Below are 21,336 nucleotides of genomic sequence, written 5' to 3' on the forward strand. Positions count from 1 at the left end.
GGCCGGAAGGCCCGCCCGGCTCAGCGCCCGCTGCTGCGCTGCTGGGCGACGTGCAGCAGGCCCTCGAAGACCAGCGACTCCACCAGTTCGAAGGGCACGCTCAGGTAGGGCGCCATCTTCCAGCCGGCGCCGCCGCCGACGATGCACTGCGGCGCCTCGCCGCAGTGCTGCACGATGTTGCGGTGCATGCGCTCGATCGCCCCGGCGATCGCGTAGGTGCCGCCGCTGGTCAGCGCGTCGCTGGTGTTGGACGGGAAGTCGCGCACCTCGCCGGTGGGCACGTGCAGGCCGGCGGTGCCGGACTCCAGCGCCTTCAGCATGATGCCGTGACCCGGCAGGATCAGGCCACCGAGGAAACGCCCGGAGGCATCGACGGCGTCCACCGTCACCGCGGTACCGACCATCACCACCAGGACCGGGCGCGGCGGGCCCTCGCGCAGCAGCCGCGAGCGGGCGCCTATCATCGCCACCCAGCGGTCGGCGCCCAGCCGCGAGGGATGATCGTAGCCGTTGACCAGCCCGCCCTCCTCGGCGCTGGAGACCACCCAGCTTGGCGTCACGTCCCACAGCTCCAGCTGCTCCTCGACGCTGTGCCGCACCGCGTCACCGGCGACACAGCAGCCCAGCACCATGGAAGGCGGCGGCAGCGCCTTCCAGTCGCCTTCGGCGAGCTGGTGGATGGTTTCGAGAAACGCTGCGCCATGCGCGACCAGGCGGGCACCAGCCTGGGGCGTTTCGTAGAGCGCCCACTTCAGACGCGTGTTGCCGATGTCGATGGCGAGGAACATGTCGAGCGGCATTATCCCGAATTCGAACGCCCGTGCTCGGCGGCCTGACGGCCACCGCAATGACAACCCCGGCACATCGCCTGGCAGACTTGCCATGCCTGGCGGTCGGCGGCATGCTGGAGCCCACGATGGCCAAATCCGACAAGAACCGCGAAAATAACACCGGCGTTGACGCCGCCAGAAACAAGACCGGGGAGCCGCTGCGCGCCTGGCAGGTCGGTCCCGACGGCGTCAGCGCCAAGGACTTCCGGTTGGGGTCCATGGACCCGGGCGCCAAGCCCTTCAGCCAGGGAGACAAGGCAAGCGACCGCGCCGCGCTCGGCGAGCAGGCGCAGCGCCTCGACGAGTTGCAGGACCTGCTTTACGCCGACGGCCGCTTCAAGCTGCTGGTGGTGCTGCAGGGCATGGACACCAGCGGCAAGGACGGCACCCTGCGCGACGTCTTCGGCCGCATGAGCCCGCAGGGTGTGCACAGCGTGTCCTTCAAGGCGCCGAGCAGCGAGGAACTGGCACACGACTTCCTCTGGCGCGTGCACGCCAAGGTGCCGCGCACCGGCGAGCTGGTGGTGTTCAACCGCAGCCACTACGAGGACGTGCTGGTGCCGCGCGTGCGCGGCTGGATCGACGCCGCCGAACTGCAGCGCCGCTATCGCCAGATCAACGACTTCGAACGCCTGCTGACGGAAACCGGCACCGTGGTCGTGAAGTGTTTCCTGCACATCTCCAAGGCCGAGCAGCTGCGCCGCCTCCAGTCGCGCCTGGACGACCCGGCCAAACACTGGAAGTTCGACCTCGCCGACGTCGAGGCCCGCAAGCAGTGGGACGACTACCAGCGTGCCTATGAGGACGCCATCGCCGCCACCGGCACCGCCTGGGCCCCTTGGACCGTGGTACCGGCGGATTCCAAGAGCCACCGCAACCTCATGGTGGCCACGCTGATCGAGCAGACCCTGCAGCGCATGCAGCTGCGCCATCCCCCGCCGGCGCCGGGCCTGAAGGACCTGGTGCTGACCTGAGAGGCCTGCCCGCCTCCCGGGTTGGAGAGGGCCCGGGCGCCGCCTCCGGCTGTGGCATGATTGACGTTGACGTAAACGTCAATAATCAGAGGAGACCCGCCCGATGACCGACCTGTCCGACGCCAAGGCCCTGGCCGCCTACCGGCCACGCCACAAGGTGCGTTTCGTCACCGCGGCCTCGCTGTTCGACGGGCACGACGCCTCCATCAACATCATGCGGCGCATCCTGCAAGGCATGGGCGCCGAGGTGGTGCACCTGGGCCACAACCGCTCGGTCGACGAAGTCGTGACAGCGGCGCTGCAGGAGGACGCCCACGGCATCGCCATCAGCTCCTACCAGGGCGGCCACGTCGAGTACTTCAAGTACATGGTGGACCTGCTCCGGGCCCGCGGCGGCGAGCACATCCGGGTCTTCGGCGGCGGCGGCGGCGTGATCGTGGCCCCCGAGATCCGCGAGCTGCAGGCATATGGCGTCACCCGCATCTACAGCCCGGAGGACGGCCAGCGCCTGGGGCTGCAGGGCATGATCGGCGAGATGCTGATGGCGAGCGACTGCGACCTCACGACGCTCGCTCCCCGCAGCGTGGACGAGATCCGGGGTCACGACGAGGCGGCCTGGCGGGCCCTGGCCCGGCTTGTCACCGCCCTGGAGGCCGGCAGCGTGGAGCCGGCGCTGCGCCACGCCCTGCATGCCGCGGCCCGGGAGCGCGCGGTACCGGTGCTGGGCATCACCGGCACGGGCGGTGCCGGCAAGTCCAGCCTGACCGACGAGCTAATCCGTCGCCTGCGCCTGGACCAGGACGACGCGCTGCATGTCGCGGTGGTCAGCATCGACCCCTCGCGGCGCAAGAGCGGCGGCGCCTTGCTGGGCGACCGCATCCGCATGAACGCCATCCAGCCCTGGCGCCGTGGGCCACGCGTCTACATGCGCAGCCTCGCGACGCGCGACTTCGGCTCCGAGATCAGCCAGGCCCTGCCCGACGTGGTGGCGGCCTGCCGGGCGGCCGGCTTCGACCTGGTGATCGTCGAGACCTCCGGCATCGGCCAAGGCGACGCGGCCATCGTGCCACACGTGGACGTGCCGCTCTACGTGATGACGCCCGAGTTCGGCGCCGCCAGCCAGCTCGAGAAGATCGACATGCTGGACTTCGCCGAGTTCGTGGCGATCAACAAGTTCGACCGCAAGGGCGCGCTCGACGCACTGCGCGACGTCGCCAAGCAGGTCCAGCGCAACCGCGAGGCCTTCGGGCAAGGGCCCGAGCAGATGCCGGTGTTCGGCACCATGGCCAGCCGCTTCAATGACGACGGCGTCACCGCGCTCTACCAGGCGCTGCTGCCGCGCCTGGCCGGGCTGGGCCTGAAGGCCGCCCCCGGCCGGCTGTCACGCGTCGAGACCCGCCACAGCAGCAACCAGACCCCCGTCGTGCCGGGCGCCCGGGTGCGCTACCTGGCCGAGATCGCCGAGACGGTGCGCGGCTACAAGCAGCGCGCCCGTGTGCAGGCGCAGCTGGCGCGCGAGATCCAGCAGCTGCGCTGCGCCGGCGGCCTGCTGCAGGCGGCCCATCCCGAGCAGGGCGACGCGGTGCAGTCGCTGCAGCAGCTCGCCGCGGCGCGCGAGGCCCGGCTCGATCCGCTGGCGCGCGAGCTGCTGGCGGGCTGGCCGCAGCTGCAGGCCGACTACGCGGGCGACGAACATGTCGTGAGCGTGCGCGACCGCGAGATCCGTACCTCCCTGGTGCACACCACACTCAGCGGCACGCGCGTCCGCAAGGTCGCGCTGCCGGCCTACGAGGACCACGGCGAGCGCCTCAAGTGGCTGATGCTGGAGAACGTGCCGGGCCGTTTCCCCTACACCGCCGGGACCTTCGCCTTCAAACGCGAGGGTGAGGACCCGACCCGCATGTTCGCCGGCGAGGGCGATGCCTTCCGCACCAACCGGCGTTTCAAGCTGCTCAGCGAGGGCATGCCGGCCAAGCGCCTGTCCACGGCTTTCGACAGCGTGACGCTCTACGGCCACGACCCCGACCCGCGGCCCGACATCTACGGCAAGGTGGGCAACTCGGGCGTCAGCATCGCGACCCTGGACGACATGAAGGTGCTCTACGACGGCTTCGACCTCTGCTCGCCGAGCACCTCGGTCAGCATGACCATCAACGGCCCGGCGCCCGCCCTCCTGGCGATGTTCATGAACACCGCGCTGGACCAGCGGCTGGACCGCTTCCGCGCCGAGCACGGCCGCGAGCCGGACGCCCGGGAGGCCGCGGCGCAACGCGCCTGGGTGCTGGAGAACGTGCGCGGCACGGTGCAGGCCGACATCCTCAAGGAAGACCAGGGCCAGAACACCTGCATCTTCAGCACCGAGTTCAGCCTCAAGGTCATGGGCGACATCGCCCAGTATTTCGTCGAGCACCGGGTGCGCAATTTCTACTCGGTCAGCATCAGCGGCTATCACATCGCGGAGGCCGGCGCCAACCCGATCTCGCAGCTCGCCTTCACGCTCAGCAACGGCTTCACCTTCGTCGAGGCCTACCTGGCGCGCGGCATGCACATCGACGACTTCGCGCCCAACCTGAGCTTCTTCTTCAGCAACGGCATGGACCCCGAGTACACCGTGCTGGGCCGGGTGGCGCGCCGCATCTGGGCGGTGGCGATGCGCGAGAAGTACGGCGCCAACGAGCGCAGCCAGAAGCTCAAGTACCACGTCCAGACCAGCGGCCGCAGCCTGCACGCGCAGGAGATCGCCTTCAACGACATCCGCACCACCCTGCAGGCGCTGATTGCCATCTACGACAACTGCAACTCGCTGCATACCAACGCCTACGACGAGGCCATCACCACGCCCACCGAGGACAGCGTGCGCCGCGCGATGGCCATCCAGCTCATCATCAACCGCGAATGGGGCCTGGCGAAAAACGAGAACCCCCACCAGGGCGCCTTCGTGATCGACGAGCTGACCGAACTGGTCGAGGAAGCGGTGCTGGCCGAGTTCGAGAAGATCTCGGAGCGCGGCGGCGTGCTGGGTGCAATGGAGACCGGCTACCAGCGCGGCAGGATCCAGGAGGAGAGCCTGCACTACGAGATGCTCAAGCACACCGGCGAGCTGCCCATCGTCGGCGTCAACACCTTCCGCAACCCGCAGGGCGACAGCGTGCCCGACACGCTGGAGCTGGCCCGCTCGACCGAGGCCGAGAAGCAGTCGCAGCTGCGGCGCCTGGCCGACTTCCACGCCCGCCATGCGGACCAGGCGCCGGCCCTGCTGCAGCGCTTGCAGCAGGCGGTGATGGCCGACCGCAACGTCTTCGAGGTGCTGATGGACGCGGTGCGGGTCTGCTCACTCGGCCAGATCACCGCCGCGCTGTTCGAAGTGGGCGGCCAGTACCGCCGCAACATGTAGGCCCGGCGCCGCCGCCGTTTCACTTCTTCACCCGCCTTCCCGCCGCGCGACGTGGTGCCGACGGCAGCTCAGGCGCGGCGCTTGCCACGCTCCTGGTCGAGACGCCGAGACAGCCCGGGCGACGACTCTGCCCGGCCGCCTCCCGCCCTCCCCTCCACAACGTTCAAGGAGTACGCGATGCGAGCCCTCCGCTGGCACGGCAAGAAGGACATCCGCTGCGATCACGTTCCCGACCCCACCATCGAGGACGGGCGCGACGCGATCATCAAGGTTTCGAGCTGCGCGATCTGCGGTTCCGACCTGCACCTCTTCGGCGGTTTCATGCCCGGCATGGAGTCCGGCGACATCCTGGGCCACGAGTTCATGGGCGAGGTGGTGGACGTCGGCAAGGACAACCGCCACCTCAAGGTCGGTGACCGTGTGGTCGTGCCCTTCACGATCTGCTGCGGCGAATGCGAGCAGTGCCGGCGCGGCAACTGGTCGGTGTGCGAGCGCAGCAATCGCAACAAGGACCTGGCCGACAAGGTCTTCGGCCACGGCACCGCCGGCATGTTCGGCTACACCCACCTGACCGGCGGCTATCCGGGCGGCCAGGCCGAGTACGTGCGCGTGCCGTATGCCGACGTGGCACCGGTCAAGATCCCCGACGGCCTGACCGACGAGCAGGTGCTGTTCCTGGGCGACATCTTCCCGACCGGCTGGCAGGCCGCGGTGCAATGCGACATCCAGCCCACCGACACCGTGGCCGTGTGGGGCGCGGGGCCGGTGGGCCAGTTCGCCATCCGCAGTGCCGTGCTGCTGGGCGCCCGGCAGGTGATCGCGATCGACAACGTGCCGGAGCGGCTGGGCATGGCGCAGGCCGGCGGTGCGATCACGATCAACTTCGAGGAAGAGAGCGTGATCGAGCGCCTGCAGGAACTGACCCAGGGCAAGGGCCCCGAGAAATGCATCGACGCGGTCGGCATGGAGGCGCACGCGACCCGCTCGATCGACTCGGTCTACGACCGCGCCAAGCAGGCGGTGATGCTGGAGAGCGACCGGCCGCACGTGCTGCGCGAGATGATCTACGTCTGCCGCCCGGCCGGCATCCTCTCGATCCCCGGCGTCTACGGCGGGCTGGTCGACAAGATTCCCTTCGGCGCGCTGATGAACAAGGGGCTCACCGTGCGCACCGGGCAGACCCACGTCAACCGCTGGACCACCGACCTGCTGCGCCGCATCCAGGAGGGCCAGATCGATCCTTCCTTCGTCATCACCCACACCGTGGGCCTCGAACAGGGGCCCGAGATGTACAAGACCTTCCGTGACAAGAAGGACGGTTGCGTCAAGGTGGTCCTCAAGCCCTGAACCCGGGAGACATCATGCAGAACAGATCCCCCCTTCCCCAGGCCCGCCGCCACACCCCCACCGCGACGCTGGCGCGCAGCCTCGGCTGGTTCAGCATCGGGCTGGGCGTCGCGCAGGTCCTGATGCCGCGGGCGATGTGCCGGCTCACCGGCATGCCCGGCGGCACCGGGCTGATGCGAGCCTGCGGCGTGCGCGAGATCGTCACCGGCCTCGGCATCCTCAACGCCCGGCGCGCCGCCCCCTGGGTGTGGAGCCGGGTCGCGGGCGACGCCTTCGACGCGGCCACGCTGGCGACGCACCTGCGCCCGGACAACCCGCTGGCTTCGCGTGCTGCCGGCGCCTTGGCGGCGGTCGCCGCGGTGGCGGCGCTGGACGCCGCCGGTGCCCAGGCGCTGCGCGTCGAACAGCGCCGTCTCGACGCTGCGGTCCCCGACTACAGCGACCGCAGCGGCCTGCCGGCCGCGCCGGAGCAGATGCGCGGCGCCGCGGTGGAGGACTTCGAGGCGCCCCCGGACATGATCACGCCCGAGCCGCTGCGACCCCGGCATGCCGCCGAAGACAGCCGCTTGAGGGCATAAACGCTCGCTCCTAGTTGCCGCCGGGCGGGCCCAGTGCCGCCCGGCAAATATGCTGCACGCGGGACACCCAGGCGTGCAGGTCGACGTCGCGCGGCTGCACCATCAGCAGGTAGCGCCGACCGCCCCACACACAGGCGAACAAGGCGCTGACCGTCCCGGCATCCGGCGGCGACGGCAGGTCGGTGCAGGCCGCGATCGCGCGCTGCCACTGCGCCGACAGCTCCTCGAAGGCCCGGCGGTGGTGCTTGGGCTCGGCGATCTGGGCTTCCAGCGCCAGCATCTCGGCGTCGAAATACGGCTGCTCCGGCACGTCGACGCCGCAGCTCAGGCGCACCAGCCGGTCCATGCGCTCGCCCCAGTCCAGCTCGGCGGGGTGGATCACCTGCTGCTCGATGGCCTGCAGCAGCGCCTCCACGCAGTGCCTGACATAGCCGGACAGCAAAGCCTGCTTGTTGGGGAAGTAGTCGTAGAGCGTGCCGACCGAGATGCCGGTTTCCAGCGCCACCGCCCGGGTGGTGACACCGGCCCAGCCCTCGCGCCGCCAAATCCGAACCAATGCATCGTAGATCGCCTGCACGGTGAACTTGGCGCGAGCCTGGGACGGTCGCTTGAGCGGCTTCGTGGCGGTGCTGCCGCGGCGCTGGGTCGCGGCAGCCGCCTTGCCGCCCTGCTTTCCGAACCCGGCACCGGGGCGCGCTCGATACAGTGAAGTCGCCATGTCTTTGGATCAACGCAATCGAGGGAACACCATGAAGACGGAAACGACGATGACGGTAACACGCCTGCTCACCCGCAAGACCGACCTGGGTGACACGCAGCTTCGCACCGACATCGAAACGGCCGGGCTGGCCGAGGGTGAAGCGCTGTTGCGCATCCAGCGCGTCGCGCTGACGACCAACAACATCACCTATGCGGCCTTCGGCGACGCGATGCAGTACTGGGGCTTCTTTCCGACCTCCGATCCGGCGTTCGGCCACATGCCGACCTGGGGCTTCGCCGAGGTGGTGGCCTCGACCGTGCAAGGTGTCGAGGCCGGCGAGCGCTTCTACGGCTACTTCCCCATCGCCAGCCATCTGCGCGTGCAGCCTCACCGCGTCACGGCGCGCGGCTTCTACGACGCCGCCGAGCACCGGCAGGGCCTGACGTCCGCCTACAACCACTACGTGCGCTGCAGCACCGACCCCGTCTACTCGCCCGGGTACGAGAACTACCAGATCCTGCTGCGACCGCTGTTCATCACGTCCTTCATGCTGGCCGACTTCCTGCAGGACAACGACTTTTTCGGCGCCCGGCAGCTGGTGGTGTCGAGCGCGTCCAGCAAGACCGCCTACGGCACCGCCTTCTGCCTCACAGGGCAGCCGGGCATCGAGATGATCGGCCTCACGTCGGCGCGCAACCAGGACTTTGTCGACAACCTGGGTTGTTATCAAGGCACGGTCCGTTACGAAGGGCTCAGCGCCCTGCCGAAGGACAAGCCGACGCTCTACGTTGATTTTTCAGGCGACGAGGCGCTGCGCGAGCGTGTGCACCATCACTTCGGCGAGGCCTTGACCTACGACTGCTTCGCCGGCTCGGCACAGAACACGCAGTTCCTGCGCGACACGGGGCTTCCCGGTCCGACACCGATCTTCTACTTCGCGCCGGTGCAGATCAAGAAGCGCAACGCCGACTGGGGGCACGCGGAAGTCAACCGCAAGTTCAACGAAGCCCAGCTGGCCTTCATCCGGCGCGTCAGCGAACCGGGCCGCCCGTGGCTGCAGGTCCAGGAACACCGCGGCTTCGACGCCGCCCGCACCTTGGTGGCCGACCTGCACGCGGGCCGCATCGACCCTGTGGCAGGGCATGTGGTCGTGCTCTCCTGATGCGGCCGGCGCCCCCTGAGAGCGGCGGTCCGGGGCGGACACCGCACAATGCCGCCCCATGGATTCACTCTCACAACTCGCGCTCGGCGCGGCGGTCGGCATCGCAGTGATGGGGCGGCGCACCGCCGTCTGGAAGGCGGCCCTGTGGGGCGGCGTCTGCGGCACGCTGCCCGACCTGGATGCCTTCGTCGACCATGGCGACCCGGTCAGCAACATGACCTTGCACCGCACCGAGAGCCACGCGCTGTTCTACCAGACGCTGCTGGCGCCCCTGCTGGCCGGCCTCATCGCGAAGCTGCACCGCGAGACCGACCGCTTCCGCGGCTGGTGGGCCGCGGTGTGGCTGGCCCTCGTCACGCATCCGCTGCTCGACTGGATGACGGTCTACGGCACCCAGCTGGGGCTGCCCTTCACCGACCACCCCTATGGCGTGGGCAGTGTCTTCATCATCGATCCGCTCTACACGGTGCCGCTGCTGATCGGCGTCGGCGTCGCGATGGCGCGGCGCAACCCGGCGGGCTGGCGCTGGAACGCGGCCGGGCTGGTGCTCAGCACGGCCTACCTGGGTTGGGGTGTGGCGGCACAACAGCATGTCGACAGCGTGGTGCGGGCCTCGCTGCAGACCCAGGGCCTGCAGGCGGAGCGCCTGCTGGTCACGCCGACCCCCTTCAACACGGTGTTGTGGCGCATCGTCGCGATCACGCCCGAGGGCTACAGCGAGGCCTACCACTCGCTGCTCGATGAGGACCACGAGGTCCGCTTCGAGCCCCATGCGCGCGGCGAAGCGCTGTGGCGCGACCTGCGCGGCAACCCGGCCGCCGAGCGCATGGCCTGGTTCACGCACGGATTCTTCAAGCTCAGCGAGCAGGACGGCGAGCTGCGCATCGCCGACCTGCGCATGGGCATGGAGCCGCACTACAGCTTCAGTTTTGTCGTGGCCCGGCGCGCGCCCGGCGGCGTGGAAGCCGTCACGCCGCGCCACATCGAGATGCGGCCCGACCTCAGGCAGGGTTTGTCCTGGCTGTGGCGGCGCGCGGCCGGCGAGCCCCTGCCGCCGCCGCGCTGAGGCCCGGCTCCACCCCACGAAACTGCCGCCGGCAGGCCGAGGGTGAGGTGCGGAAGGCGGCGGCGTCGAGCTGCCGTCGGACGCGAGCGGCTCGCTGCGGTATGCCAACAGTGCCGGCAGCGCCAGCGCGGAGGAGATCCAGCGTCTGGTCCTCCAACCAGCGGGCGCGGGCCCAGCCCGCGGCCTGAAGCGGCTACCCCCATTGGGGGTCCCCACCCGGGGCGAGGCGGCGGCGCCTCCGCTTGGCTAGCTTGATGAAGTGGCCCACCGGCCACTTCATCCACAGGAGCCAGACATGAAACTTTTCAATCCCAACCAGGTCTCCTTCGCCGAGGGCGCGGTCCGCGTCGAGGGGGTGGTCAAGGCGCTGGGCCTGGACCTGCGCCGCAAGGTGCTGACCTCGCGCGATCCCGAGGCGCAGCGGCTGCGCAAGCTGCTGCCGGTCAGCAACGTGCCGCCGGGCTTCGAGAAGTACCAGCTGCCCTTCGTGCTGCAGCCCTCGCAGCTGTTTGTCACCAGCGCACCGCCCGGCGCCGAGGTGGCCGAGCACTCGCACGACGAGGGCGACGGCGTGCGTTTCATCGCGGACGGTTCGGTGATCTACAACGGCACCGAACTGGTCGCCGGCGACTGGATGTACATCCCGCAAGGCACGCCCTACAGCCTCCGCATCGGCGACCGCGGCGCCCTCATGTGCTACTGCTATTGCTGCTCCTGTGCCGGGCGCGCGGACATCGCGGAGTGGGTCACCAACCCGCCGCTGGAGCGCTTCCTGCCGTGAAAGGCGAGCGGCCCAGGCCGTCTCGCCTCACCAGGTGTCGATGTAGGCGCGGCCCCGGTCGCCGTCCTGCGGCGGCCGGGCCGAGGCCAGCGCGCGGACCAGCCAGGACCGCGTGTCCGCGGGGTCGATCACCGCATCGATCTCCAGGGTCTCGGCCATGTGGATGGCCTGGCCGTTCTCGACCTGGCGCGCCAGCAGTTGCTCGAACAAGGCTTCGCGCTCGGGGCCTTCCGGCCGTGCCTCCAGCTCCTTGCGATAGCCCAGCCGCACGGCCCCCTCCAGCCCCATCGCGCCGAACTCGCCGGTGGGCCAGGCCGCCGTGGCCAGCGGCACGTGGAAGCCGCCGCCCGTCAAGGCCATCGCTCCCAGCCCATAGGCCTTGCGCAGTACCACGCTGACGAAGGGCACACGCAGCTTGGCGGCGACGACAAACAGGCGGCTGACATGGCGCACCTGGGCGCTCGCCTCGGTGTCGGGGCCGACCATGAAGCCCGGCGTGTCGACCAGCGAGACCAGCGGCAGCCCGTGCGCATCGCACAGCTGCATGAAGCGCGCGGCCTTGTCGGCCGCCTCGGCATCGACCGCGCCGCCCAGCCAGGCCGGATTGCTGGCCAGCAGGCCGACCGGCCGCCCCTCGATGCGCGCCAGCGCCGTCAGCACGCTGCGGCCGAAACCCTCGCGCAGCTCCAGCAGCGAGCCGGCATCGACCAGCACTTCCATCACGCGGCGCACCTCGTAGGCGCGCACGCGGCTTTCGGGCACCGCGTCGCGCAGGCTGTCCTGCGGCGCGGCTTCCCACTGCGCGAGGCGTCCCTGGAAGAAGGACAGGTAGTGCCGGGCGCGGGCGACCGCTTCGGCTTCGTCTTCCACCAGCAGGTCGATCACGCCGTTGCGGGCCTGCACCTCGCTCGGGCCGATCTGCTCAGGACGGAAGACACCCAGTCCGCCGCCCTCGATCATCGCCGGGCCGCCCATGCCGATGTTGCTGGCGCGGGTCGCGATGATGACGTCGCTGCAACCCAGCAAGGCGGCGTTGCCGGCGAAACACCGCCCCGCGGCGATGCCCACCACGGGCACCTGGCCCGACAGGCGCGCATAGGCCGCGAAGGTGCCGACGTTCAGGCCGGCGACGATGGGCATGTCGGTGTCGCCGGGGCGCCCGCCACCGCCCTCGGCAAACAGCACCACCGGCAGGCGCTGCTGCAGCGCGATGCCCAGCATGCGGTCGGTCTTCTGATGGCTGCGGATGCCCTGGGTGCCGGCCAGCACGGTGGCGTCGTAGGCCATCACGACGCAGCGGCTGCGCTCGATGCCGAACGCGGCCGCATTGACCGAGCCGATGCCGGTGACGATGCCGTCGGCCGGGGTGAGGCGCACCAGCTCTTCGTAGCTGCGGCGGCTGCGCTGGGCGGCGATCGCCAGGGCGCCGTACTCGCTGAAGCTGCCGGGGTCGCACAGGTCGGCGATGTTCTCGCGCGCGGTGCGTTGCCCTTGCGCATGGCGCTTCGCGACGGCCTCGGGACGCGCCGCATCGTCGGTGCAGGCAAGCCGCTCCTGCAAGCGCCGCAGGTCGGCGCGCGAAACGGCTTCGGCCGGCTCGGCGGCGGGCGGCCGAGCCGGCGTTGTCTGGACCGCGGGCCCGGCCGCAGCCGGTTCCTGGGCCGGCACCGCGTCGAGCACCACGAGGCGCAGCAGCACGTCCCCCTCGGCCAGCAGCTCGCCCGGGCGGGCAAGCACCGCTTCCACGCGCCCGTCCGAGGGCGCGCGCAGCTCGTGCTCCATCTTCATCGCCTCGAGGATCAGCAGCGCCTGGCCGGCGCGTACCGTTTGCCCGGGCTGGACCTCGACCAGCAGCAGGGTGGATGCCATCGGGGCGGCGATGTCGATCTGTCTCATGAAGGCCTCCTTCGCGGTCGACTGTAGCGTCGCCGCCGGCGCGCGGCTGACGCATGGACGACAACGCCGATTGCGAGGGCCGACCGTAGGCCCCTTCCTACACCCGCGCGAGGAGCCTGCGGACAGCCTCGCGCAGCGGCCGGCGCGACGATCCCGGCACGATACGAACTCAAGGAGCGAACCATGGCCCTCACTGCCCCTGCCTTCCCCGGCCGGCAGGCGGCCCAGCCTGGCTGGGCCGCCCTGCAGGCCCTGCTGCGCTCGCCGCGGCATCAGGCCGCCTTCGGCGTGATGCTGGCGCTGCTCCTCCTGCTGGCCTTCCACCAGGTGCTGGCTGGCGCCGTGCTGCGGGCCGAGCAGGCGCGCGCGGCCGCGGGCCAGCGCGCCGAAGCCGCGGCACGCTGCACCGACGAACCTGCCGCCCCGCTGCGCGACCTGTGCCAGGCCAGCGTCCAGGCCGGTCTGAGTCTGCCGGGCGGGCCAGCGACGGCCGGCCCCGCCGCCCTGCCGCAGGTGACCCGAGCCAGCGTCACCGCGGTGCTGTCGGCCGGCGTCTGAGGCCGCCCGCGCCGCCGCCCGCCTGGCTGACGCGGGCACTGGAACACTTGTTGCAAGCAGGGCCTCGCGCCACCGCGCGGCCCCGCACCCGACTCGGGCCAAAATCGGCAGGCCATCCGAGGAAAAACAGGTTTTTATGTCAGCCCCCAGTTTCCCCACCCAGCAGTTCCACGACCCCGAGGCCGCCCTGGCCCGCGTGCAGGAGATCTACGACGCCAACATTGCGCACCTGCGCCAGGCCCTGCACCGCTTCATCGCCGGCGACACCCCCGAGGCCCACGTGCGGGCCTACTATCCCTTCGTGCGTGTGCACACCGACACGGTGGCGCGGGCCGATTCCAGGCTGGCCTACGGATTTGTCGCCGGACCCGGCACCTACGAGACCACGCTGACCCGGCCGGAGCTGTTCGGCAACTACTTCCGCGAGCAATTCGGCCTGCTGCTGAAAAACCACCGCATCCCGCTGGAGATCGGCACCAGCGCCCAGCCCATCCCGCTGCACTTCTCCCTCTTCGAGGACGACCACCTCGAAGGCACGCTGCCGGCCGGCCGCCGGCTGCTGATGCGCGACGTGTTCGACCTGCCCGACCTCGCCGCGATGGACGATGGCATCGCCAACGGCACCTACGAGCCGCCCTTCGGCCAGCCCTGGCCACTGGCCCTGTTCACCGCGCCGCGGGTGGACTACTCGCTGCACCGGCTGCGCCACTACACGGGCACCGCGCCGCAGCACTTCCAGAACTTCGTGCTCTTCACGAACTACCAGTTCTACATCGACGAATTCGTGCGCATCGGCCGCGAGCTGATGGCCTCGGCCCCCGACAACTCGCCCAACGACGACTACATCGCCTTCGTCGAGCCCGGTAACGTCGTGACGCGGCGTGCCCACCTGCTGACCGACGAAAGCGACCTCAACGGCTCGCCGCCGCCCCGGCTGCCCCAGATGCCCGCCTACCACCTGGTGCGCAAGGACCGCAGCGGCATCACGATGGTCAACATCGGCGTCGGCCCCAGCAATGCCAAGACCATCACGGACCACATCGCGGTGCTGCGCCCGCATGCCTGGATCATGCTTGGCCATTGCGCCGGCCTGCGCAACTCCCAGCAGCTGGGTGACTACGTGCTGGCCCACGGCTACGTGCGCGAGGACCATGTGCTCGACGAGGACCTGCCGCTGTGGGTGCCGATTCCGCCGCTCGCCGAGGTGCAGGTGGCCCTCGAGTCGGCGGTGACTGAGGTCACCCGACTGCAGGGCTACGAGCTCAAGCGGGTGATGCGCACCGGCACCGTCGCATCGGTGGACAACCGCAACTGGGAGCTGCTGCCGCACCGCACGCCCGAGCGCCGCTTCAGCCAGAGCCGCGCGATCGCCCTCGACATGGAGAGCGCGACGATCGCCGCCAACGGCTTCCGTTTCCGGGTGCCCTACGGCACCTTGCTGTGCGTCAGCGACAAGCCGCTGCACGGCGAACTCAAGCTGCCCGGCATGGCCAACCAGTTCTACCGCGAGCGGGTCGACCAGCACCTGCGCATCGGCCTGCGCGCGGTCGACATCCTGCGCCAGCAGCGCCAGGACCAGCTGCACAGCCGCAAGCTGCGCAGCTTCGCCGAAGTCGCCTTCCAGTGAGCCTCGGGCGGCGGCCAGCCGCCGCCGCCCCCCGCCTGCCTTACACTCGCCGGCAGAATTCCTAGAAGGAGGGCCGGTCGGTGAGCCGATGCCAAACGCTGTTCCAGCGGGTGTCGGGCCTGTGCCTGCGCGCGGGCCGGACGTCAGCCTGGCCGGGAAGGCCCGGCCGACGCGCGCCGTTTTTCTTGCGCCCGCCCGCGCACACTGCTTCCAGCTCCCTCCCCCTTCCTTGCCGTCCTGCCTGCCGGCGCGCCGCTGCGGCCGCCAGCCCCTGCGATCCCAAGCGAAAGGATTCGGCATGAAGCACCCGCTCGCCTCCCTGGAGAAGCTGGAGATCCACCACGTCCGCGCCCTGGTGCGCGCGCTGCACGAGCTGTCGCTGGTCGACGGACAGCACGACAGCGAGCAGGCCCTGCTGCGCTGCTTCTACGACACCTGCCACGGCCGGCTCGCGGCACCCGACTCGTTCGAGGACATCGTGCGCGAGCCGCTCGACAGCAGCACGCTGAGCCGCGTTTTCGACAGCGCCGAGCTGCGTACCGTGTTCCTGCAATGTTGCCTGTACCTGGCCTTTGCCGACGGCCGCTACACCGGCGGCGAGCGCCAGCGCATCGAGCACTATGCCACCGCACTGCAGGTCTCGCCGGCGGCCCTCGTCGAGCTCGAAAACGAGGTCGCCGGCCATCTGATGGAGCAGCTTGCAAAGAAGGGCCGCGCCGGAAATCCGGAGGGCTGAACACCAGAAGCAGGGGCCTCAGGTCCGGCGGCCGGCCGGACCGCCGCCCAGCCGTCGCCGTGGCGCCGGGGCCGGCACCTGCTCGACGGCCTCGTAGACATCCCGCACGCGGGCATTGAAATGCCGCCCCAGGGACGGGGCCGCCATCAACTGCTGATAGGCCAGCTCGGGCACGTCCAGGTAGCGGTAGACCCGACCGGTGACGAACTCGACCTCGAGCGTGCGGTGCACCGCGTCGTAGCCGATCGAGCGCAGGCTGCTGGAGGCGACGGGATGGCGGTGCATGGGGCGCGGGGCCAGCTTCGCAGGGCCGCTGGACGACCCGCCGGCATGCAAGCCCCATACCCACGGGCTGCAGTACCGGACGGCGCCGGACCGTCAGCGCCAGACCACCGGCTGTCCCTGTCCGCGGATCGACCTCCTTGTGCGGCGCCGCGTCATCCCTTACCCTGTGCCGCACCGGTCGGCCCACCCCAGCAGTCGCGCGACTTGCCCGCCATGCACGGTGCATGCGACGCCTCTGCAGTCCTCAGGAGAGCGCCCATGACCTTGCCCGGCTTGCCCGGCCCCGCTTCGATACGCACGCTTGCACTGGTCGGTGCGGCAGCGTCCGGCAAGACGACCTTGCTGGAGGCCTTGCTGCACAAGGCCGGCGCCATCGGCGCGCCGGGCAGCGTCGAGCGGGGCAACACCGTCTGCGACTTCGACCCGCTGGAGCGCAAGATGCAGCACTCGCTGGCGTCGGCCGTGGTGCACTTCGACCACCTCGACACCCGCATCCATGCCATCGACACGCCGGGGGCGCCCGACTTCCTCGGCCAGTCGCTGACCGCGCTGGAGGCGGTCGAGACCGCCGCCGTGGTGCTCAGCGCCTCCACCGGCATCGAGCCCCTGAGCGCGCGCATGATGGACTGGGCCGCCGGCCGCGGGCTGTGCCGCCTGATCGTGGTCAACAAGATCGACGCCGAGCGGGTCGACCTGCCGGCCCTGCTGGAGCAACTGCGCGAGGCCTTCGGCAAGGAATGCCTGCCGCTGAACCTGCCCGCCGACGGTGGCACCCGCGTGGTGGATTGTTTCTTCAACCCGTCGGGCGAGGCCGACTTCTCCTCGGTGGAGCAGGCCCACCGCGCCCTGGTGGAGCAGGTGGTGGAGGTCGACGCCGGCTTCGTCGAGCGTTACCTCAACGACGGCGACGTCGACCCCCGCGAATTGCATGCCCCGCTGGAGCAGGCCTTGCGCGAAGGCCACCTGATCCCGGTCTGTTTCGTCTCGGCCCGCAACGGTGCGGGCATCGCCGAGCTGCTGGACGTGATCGTGCGGCTGCTGCCCAACCCGGCGGAGGGCAATCCGCCTCAGTTCCTGCAGGGCGAAGGCCCCGAAGCCCAGCCACTGAAGGCCGAACCCGACCCGGCCAAACACGTGCTGGCCCACGTCTTCAAGATCACCGTCGACCCCTATGTCGGCAAGATGGGCGTGATGCGCATCCACCAGGGCACGGTGACGCGCGACAGCCTGCTGTATGTCGGCGACGGCCGCAAGCCTTTCAAGGTCGGCCACCTCTTCCTGCTGCAGGGCAAGGAGCATGTCGAGGTGCCGCGCGCCGGCCCGGGTGACCTGTGCGCGGTCGCCAAGGTCGACGAGATCCACTTCGACGCGGTGCTGCACGATGCCGCCGAGGACGAGCACATCCACCTGAAGCCGCTGGACTTCCCGACCCCGGTACACGGCCTGGCGATCGAGCCGCGCCGCCGCGGCGACGAGCAGCGTCTCTGGGACATCCTGCAGAAGCTGGTCGACGAGGACCCTTGTCTGCGGGTGCAGCACGTCGCGGTGACCAACGAAACGGTGGTCTACGGGCTGGGCGAACTGCACCTGCGCACCCTGCTGGAGCGGCTGACCGAGGTCTACAAATGTGAAGTGAATGCGCGGCCGCCGCGCATCGCCTACCAGGAGACCATCACCGCGCCCGCCGAAGGCCACCACCGCCACAAGAAGCAGACCGGCGGCGCCGGCCAGTTCGGCGAGGTGTTCCTGCGCGTCGAGCCGCTGCCGCGCTCGAGCGGCGCGGCCTCGGGCTTCGAGTTCGTCGACCAGGTCAAGGGCGGCGCCATTCCCTCGCAGTTCATCCCGGCCGTCGAGAAGGGGGTGCGCCAGGTGCTGGACAGCGGCGTGATCGCCGGCTACCCGGTGAAGGACGTGCGGGTGGTGGTGTACGACGGCAAGCACCACTCGGTCGATTCGAAGGAAATCGCCTTCGTGACGGCCGGCCGCAAGGCCTTCATCGACGCCGTGCAGAAGGCCCGGCCCATCGTGCTGGAGCCCATTGTGGATATCGAGATCACGGCGCCGGAGAGCAGCGTCGGCGACGTCACCGGCGACCTGTCGTCCAAACGCGGGCAGGTCAGCGGCACGCGCGCGCTCGGACAAAACACGATGACGGTGCTCGCCCAAGTGCCGCTGTCCGAACTCAACGGCTACCAGTCGCGCCTCAACGCGATGACCGGCGGCCAGGGTCAGTACAGCATCACGCTGTCGCACTACGACCCGGTGCCGCCCGGGGTTCAACAGCAGCTGGTGAGCCAGTACCGGGTGAAGGACGAGGAGTGAGGGACGGGATAAAAAGCCCGGCCGCCAGCCCGAGGTCACACACCACGCACAGCTCGTTTCCGCGATGGCGGCGTACGACGACGCCAGCCATCGGGTCCTCCTGAGAGATTATCGAAATGCGTGTTCCTGCCGGCAAACCGGTGGGAAGCGCTCCCGCGATCATTTCACAGCAGGGCTGCGGCACGGTAAGCAAGCGTCGCGAAGCGCAACCGACACGCTGGACTCGACACACCCGCTCGCAGTTCTGGTCATCCGGTCACAGTTGCCGACCCTCATGGCCCAGCTCGGCCCGCATGCGCGGCAGGAATTGCGGGTAGTCGCGCCGCATCAGCGTGACCAGCGCCTCGCGCACCGCGCAGCGGAGGTCCCAGTTCTCGCCCGAGGAGCGTGACGTCACCAGCAGACGCAGCTGCACCCCTTGGGGAGAGGTGTCGGTGACCTGCAGCAGGCACAGCCGCCCGTCCCACTCCGGCGTCGCCTCGCAGACGCGCTTCGCCTCGGCACGCAGGGGCTCCAGCGGCATGCCGTAGTCGACCCACAGGAACACCGTGCCGATGATCTGCGAGGTGGTGCGGGTCCAGTTCTCGAACGGGTTCTCGATCAGCCACTGCAGCGGGATGATGAGGCGGCGCTCGTCCCAGATCTTCAGCACCACGTAGGAGCCGGTGATCTCCTCAACCCGGCCCCACTCGCCCTTGACGATCAGCACGTCGTCGATGCGGATGGGCTGGGCCAGCGCGATCTGCAGCCCGGCGATCAGGTTGCCGAACACCGGCTTGGCGGCCAGACCCGCGACCACGCCGGCCACGCCGGCGGAGGCCAGCAGGCTCGCGCCAACCTGGCGCGCCCCGGGGATGGTCATCAGGATCAGCGCGAGCCCGACCAGCAGGACCGCGAACTGCGCCGTGCGCGACAACACGCGCGCCTGGGTCTGGATGCGGCGGGCCTGCAGGTTGTCCGCGACGTCCGCCGGGTGCAGCTTGATGAACCCCGCGGTCGCCCCGCGCACCGCCCGCATGCCGAGCCAGGTGATGCAGGCGAGCAGCACGACGGCATTGACGTGGCGCAGCACGATGAGGCGCGGCAGCGTCTCGCTCGCGCCGAACCAGACCACTTGCAGCGCGGCCAGCGGCAGCACGAACTGCGCGGGCCGGTCGCAGCTGCGCGCCACGGCGTCGAGCACCGTGGTGTGCCGGGTGATGCGCAAGAGCAGAAAACGCCCGATGCGGTGCCCGATGAGCGCGAGCACGACGGCCACCAGTGCGGCCCAGGCGGTATTGATCCAGGGGGACAGGGTTTGCAGGAGCGTCATGTCCCGCGAGGCTAACAGAGCCTGTCGGCCGCTCCGCGGCAGCGCGCGACGGACGTCCCGGACGGCGGGGCTTGCCCGTCCCCGGACGGCGCCTTATTTGGCCGGGGCCAGGCTTTCCAGCCGCGCCAGATCCAGTGCCTCGACGGCCTGGCGCACCGAGGCCAGCGGCATCGCATTGCCGTGCGCCTCGACCACCACACCGTTGGCGAGCACGATGGAGATCTCGGCGGACGAGCCGTCCTTCTCGCTCTGCTCGCGGACCGTGCGGCCGCCGGCCTTGTAGACCTTCTCGATGCGGGTCTCGGTTTCGCGTTCCCCGGTCATGCTCATCCACCCGGCCATCGCCGCCAGTCCGCCGAGGCCGCCAACGTCGGCGATCGAAACCTGCAGCGTGGCCTCGCCACCGTTGCCGTAGCCCGCTTCGGCCGAGGAGGTGTTGAAGCCCATGCCGGCCCCGCTCTGCGCCTCGTAGCTTTCACGCTTGAGGCCGGCCAGCGACTCTGGCAGCAGCGCCTTCAGCTCCTGGGCCGCGATCGGTGCGCGTCCGCCGGCCCCCATGGCCTTCACCATCTCGCCGGCCGCTGCACCGATGGCGGCGCTGTCGCCGGACTGGCTGGCCTGCTCCATGCGCTTGCCGGCCTCCTCGATGCGGCGCGCCATCTCGTCGAGCTTGACCTCACCCTGCGGCGTGTCGACGGTCACGCCGGCACCGGCGCTGCCCATCGAGGGCATGCCGGGCGCCACCAGCGCCGCCAGCGCGCCGACCAGCAGGCCCAGCACGATGGCGCAGACCACCACCGCGGCGGTGTAGCCGACCGCCTTGTCCTGTGCCACCTTCATCAGCACCGGCAGGCCGCGGTACAGCAGCCAGATCGACCAGACCGCGCCGATCAGCCCCAACAGCGCGCCCAGCATCGGGAAGACGCCGCCGATGCCCAGCACCATCGAGGCGGTCATGCTGTAGGCCGCCGCCTTGAAGGCCTGCAGCGCGTCCTTCTGGCCGCCGAAGGTGGGCGCCAGCGCATTGATCACCAGCCCCAGCACGAACACCATCACCAGCGACAGCCCGTAGCTGACCAGCGCCTGCACCAGGCTGCCGAAAAAGGGCAAACGCACGCTGACGCCGAAAAAGCCCACCCCGACCACGGCCATGCCGATGAAGGTGGCGATGGCCGGGATGGCGGCCAGCAAGGCCAGGTAGCGGGCATAGATGGTGCCGATGCTGTGGTTCTCACCCGCGATCACCGGCCATTCGGTGTTGGACGAGAACAGCAGGTTGCGCGCGCGGTTGACGACATTCATGAGTGAAAAGCTCCAGCAGGACGGCTCCAAGGCCTGATGGGGCCGGATGCTAACGAGCTGTTTCAACCGGCGCCCTCCCTTGATGTTGGGGGGGTCGGCAGCTTGTCCCCTGTTTCAGGGACGCCCCTCGAAGCTGTCTGCGGCAGGGCTTCAAAACCGCCCTGCCCCCCCGGCGCGCCCAATCGCCGCGACAATCGGGCCGACCCCGCGCATGACCCGAGGACCGCAGCATTGGCGCCATCCCTGATCGAGACCCAACACCTGGACAAGCGTTTCCCGACCGGCACGCTGGCCCTGCAGGACATCAGCCTGCGCATCAAGGCCGGCGAGTTCGTCGCCCTGCTGGGGCCCTCGGGCTGCGGCAAGAGCACCCTGCTGCGCCTGGTGGCCGGGCTGGAGGCGCCGAGCGCCGGGCAGCTGCGGCTGCCCGGGGCCGAAGCAGCGATCGGCTATGTGTTCCAGGAGG

At 69.9% G+C, this 21,336-nt stretch carries 17 protein-coding genes and 1 pseudogene; 12 read left to right on the plus strand and 6 right to left on the minus strand.

The genetic code is table 11. The annotated features are described in order from the left end of the window. Window positions 1-20: 20 nt before the first annotated feature. A complete protein-coding gene (locus OOT46_RS05305) occupies window positions 21-788 on the minus strand; it encodes a type III pantothenate kinase (RefSeq protein WP_265402568.1) in 768 nt (255 codons plus the stop codon). A 128-nt stretch (window positions 789-916) separates the two neighbouring features. Here OOT46_RS05305 and OOT46_RS05310 point away from each other — a divergent pair, with 128 nt between their 5' ends. From OOT46_RS05310 to OOT46_RS05325, 4 genes are all read left to right on the plus strand, one after another. Further along, window positions 917-1,804, plus strand: coding sequence for a polyphosphate kinase 2 family protein (locus tag OOT46_RS05310; RefSeq protein WP_265402538.1), 888 nt, complete (start codon window positions 917-919; stop codon window positions 1,802-1,804). Between the two features lie 103 nt (window positions 1,805-1,907). Continuing rightward, window positions 1,908-5,198: a fused isobutyryl-CoA mutase/GTPase IcmF gene (icmF, locus tag OOT46_RS05315; protein WP_265402539.1), complete on the plus strand. Its 3,291-nt coding sequence runs from the start codon at window positions 1,908-1,910 to the stop codon at window positions 5,196-5,198. Window positions 5,199-5,375: 177 nt separating this feature from the next. Then, complete coding sequence (locus OOT46_RS05320) at window positions 5,376-6,545, plus strand: zinc-dependent alcohol dehydrogenase (RefSeq protein WP_265402540.1); 1,170 nt, start codon at window positions 5,376-5,378, stop codon at window positions 6,543-6,545. A gap of 14 nt (window positions 6,546-6,559) precedes the next feature. Then, window positions 6,560-7,123 (plus strand): hypothetical protein, encoded by a 564-nt coding sequence (locus OOT46_RS05325; protein WP_265402541.1) that lies wholly within the window; start codon window positions 6,560-6,562, stop codon window positions 7,121-7,123. Window positions 7,124-7,133: 10 nt separating this feature from the next. Here OOT46_RS05325 and OOT46_RS05330 read toward each other — a convergent pair whose 3' ends face one another. Continuing rightward, on the minus strand, window positions 7,134-7,841 hold the full coding sequence (locus OOT46_RS05330) for a TetR/AcrR family transcriptional regulator (RefSeq protein ID WP_265402542.1): 708 nt from the start codon (window positions 7,839-7,841) through the stop codon (window positions 7,134-7,136). A 31-nt stretch (window positions 7,842-7,872) separates the two neighbouring features. On the opposite strand from OOT46_RS05330, the gene OOT46_RS05335 reads away from it, so the two are divergent. The 3 genes from OOT46_RS05335 to OOT46_RS05345 all read left to right on the plus strand — a co-directional run bounded on the left by OOT46_RS05335 (window position 7,873) and on the right by OOT46_RS05345 (window position 10,832). Next, on the plus strand, window positions 7,873-8,985 hold the full coding sequence (locus OOT46_RS05335; RefSeq protein ID WP_265402543.1) for a DUF2855 family protein: 1,113 nt from the start codon (window positions 7,873-7,875) through the stop codon (window positions 8,983-8,985). A gap of 58 nt (window positions 8,986-9,043) precedes the next feature. Beyond that, window positions 9,044-10,051: a metal-dependent hydrolase gene (locus OOT46_RS05340; protein WP_265402544.1), complete on the plus strand. Its 1,008-nt coding sequence runs from the start codon at window positions 9,044-9,046 to the stop codon at window positions 10,049-10,051. Window positions 10,052-10,346: 295 nt separating this feature from the next. After that, entirely contained in the window at window positions 10,347-10,832 is a 486-nt protein-coding gene (locus tag OOT46_RS05345; RefSeq protein ID WP_265402545.1) for a cupin domain-containing protein, read from the plus strand. A 27-nt stretch (window positions 10,833-10,859) separates the two neighbouring features. Here OOT46_RS05345 and OOT46_RS05350 read toward each other — a convergent pair. Then, a pseudogene (locus OOT46_RS05350) lies at window positions 10,860-12,713 on the minus strand (carboxyl transferase domain-containing protein); the annotation flags it as partial. Between the two features lie 198 nt (window positions 12,714-12,911). Between OOT46_RS05350 and OOT46_RS05355 the strand changes: the two are divergent. The 3 genes from OOT46_RS05355 to OOT46_RS05365 all read left to right on the plus strand — a co-directional run bounded on the left by OOT46_RS05355 (window position 12,912) and on the right by OOT46_RS05365 (window position 15,649). Beyond that, window positions 12,912-13,286 (plus strand): hypothetical protein, encoded by a 375-nt coding sequence (locus OOT46_RS05355; protein WP_265402546.1) that lies wholly within the window; start codon window positions 12,912-12,914, stop codon window positions 13,284-13,286. A gap of 136 nt (window positions 13,287-13,422) precedes the next feature. Beyond that, the gene (locus tag OOT46_RS05360) at window positions 13,423-14,913 is read left to right on the plus strand and encodes an AMP nucleosidase (RefSeq protein ID WP_265402547.1); all 1,491 of its coding nucleotides are present in this window, start codon (window positions 13,423-13,425) and stop codon (window positions 14,911-14,913) included. Window positions 14,914-15,211: 298 nt separating this feature from the next. Then, window positions 15,212-15,649, plus strand: a complete 438-nt coding sequence (locus tag OOT46_RS05365; protein ID WP_265402548.1) for a hypothetical protein — start codon at window positions 15,212-15,214, stop codon at window positions 15,647-15,649. 18 nt (window positions 15,650-15,667) lie between these two features. Here OOT46_RS05365 and OOT46_RS05370 read toward each other — a convergent pair whose 3' ends face one another. After that, window positions 15,668-15,934 (minus strand): KTSC domain-containing protein, encoded by a 267-nt coding sequence (locus OOT46_RS05370; RefSeq protein ID WP_265402549.1) that lies wholly within the window; start codon window positions 15,932-15,934, stop codon window positions 15,668-15,670. Window positions 15,935-16,192: 258 nt separating this feature from the next. Here OOT46_RS05370 and fusA point away from each other — a divergent pair, with 258 nt between their 5' ends. Continuing rightward, on the plus strand, window positions 16,193-18,256 hold the full coding sequence (fusA, locus tag OOT46_RS05375) for an elongation factor G (RefSeq protein WP_265402550.1): 2,064 nt from the start codon (window positions 16,193-16,195) through the stop codon (window positions 18,254-18,256). Between the two features lie 256 nt (window positions 18,257-18,512). Here fusA and OOT46_RS05380 read toward each other — a convergent pair whose 3' ends face one another. Then, a complete protein-coding gene (locus OOT46_RS05380; protein ID WP_265402551.1) occupies window positions 18,513-19,568 on the minus strand; it encodes a mechanosensitive ion channel family protein in 1,056 nt (351 codons plus the stop codon). 93 nt (window positions 19,569-19,661) lie between these two features. After that, window positions 19,662-20,870 carry a Yip1 family protein gene (locus OOT46_RS05385; protein WP_265402552.1) on the minus strand — a complete coding sequence of 403 codons (1,209 nt, stop codon included), beginning with the start codon at window positions 20,868-20,870 and terminating at the stop codon, window positions 19,662-19,664. A gap of 231 nt (window positions 20,871-21,101) precedes the next feature. Between OOT46_RS05385 and OOT46_RS05390 the strand changes: the two genes are divergently transcribed. Further along, window positions 21,102-21,336 (plus strand): ATP-binding cassette domain-containing protein (locus OOT46_RS05390; protein WP_265402553.1); only part of this gene is annotated, 235 nt, incomplete at its 3' end.

This window comes from Aquabacterium sp. A7-Y, assembly GCF_026153205.1.
In the GTDB taxonomy this organism is placed as follows: domain Bacteria; phylum Pseudomonadota; class Gammaproteobacteria; order Burkholderiales; family Burkholderiaceae_C; genus Caldimonas.

Bases quoted from the DNA above. Each gene is read 5' to 3' on its own strand.
- icmF (WP_265402539.1), top strand. From the start codon at position 1,908: ATGACCGACCTGTCCGACGCCAAGGCCCTGGCCGCCTACCGGCCACGC.
- OOT46_RS05370 (WP_265402549.1), bottom strand. From the start codon at position 15,934: ATGCACCGCCATCCCGTCGCCTCCAGCAGCCTGCGCTCGATCGGCTAC.
- OOT46_RS05355 (WP_265402546.1), top strand. From the start codon at position 12,912: ATGGCCCTCACTGCCCCTGCCTTCCCCGGCCGGCAGGCGGCCCAGCCT.
- OOT46_RS05310 (WP_265402538.1), top strand. From the start codon at position 917: ATGGCCAAATCCGACAAGAACCGCGAAAATAACACCGGCGTTGACGCC.
- OOT46_RS05305 (WP_265402568.1), bottom strand. From the start codon at position 788: ATGTTCCTCGCCATCGACATCGGCAACACGCGTCTGAAGTGGGCGCTC.
- OOT46_RS05335 (WP_265402543.1), top strand. From the start codon at position 7,873: ATGAAGACGGAAACGACGATGACGGTAACACGCCTGCTCACCCGCAAG.
- OOT46_RS05345 (WP_265402545.1), top strand. From the start codon at position 10,347: ATGAAACTTTTCAATCCCAACCAGGTCTCCTTCGCCGAGGGCGCGGTC.
- OOT46_RS05340 (WP_265402544.1), top strand. From the start codon at position 9,044: ATGGATTCACTCTCACAACTCGCGCTCGGCGCGGCGGTCGGCATCGCA.
- OOT46_RS05380 (WP_265402551.1), bottom strand. From the start codon at position 19,568: ATGACGCTCCTGCAAACCCTGTCCCCCTGGATCAATACCGCCTGGGCC.
- fusA (WP_265402550.1), top strand. From the start codon at position 16,193: ATGACCTTGCCCGGCTTGCCCGGCCCCGCTTCGATACGCACGCTTGCA.
- OOT46_RS05385 (WP_265402552.1), bottom strand. From the start codon at position 20,870: ATGAATGTCGTCAACCGCGCGCGCAACCTGCTGTTCTCGTCCAACACC.
- OOT46_RS05330 (WP_265402542.1), bottom strand. From the start codon at position 7,841: ATGGCGACTTCACTGTATCGAGCGCGCCCCGGTGCCGGGTTCGGAAAG.
- OOT46_RS05320 (WP_265402540.1), top strand. From the start codon at position 5,376: ATGCGAGCCCTCCGCTGGCACGGCAAGAAGGACATCCGCTGCGATCAC.
- OOT46_RS05360 (WP_265402547.1), top strand. From the start codon at position 13,423: ATGTCAGCCCCCAGTTTCCCCACCCAGCAGTTCCACGACCCCGAGGCC.
- OOT46_RS05365 (WP_265402548.1), top strand. From the start codon at position 15,212: ATGAAGCACCCGCTCGCCTCCCTGGAGAAGCTGGAGATCCACCACGTC.
- OOT46_RS05325 (WP_265402541.1), top strand. From the start codon at position 6,560: ATGCAGAACAGATCCCCCCTTCCCCAGGCCCGCCGCCACACCCCCACC.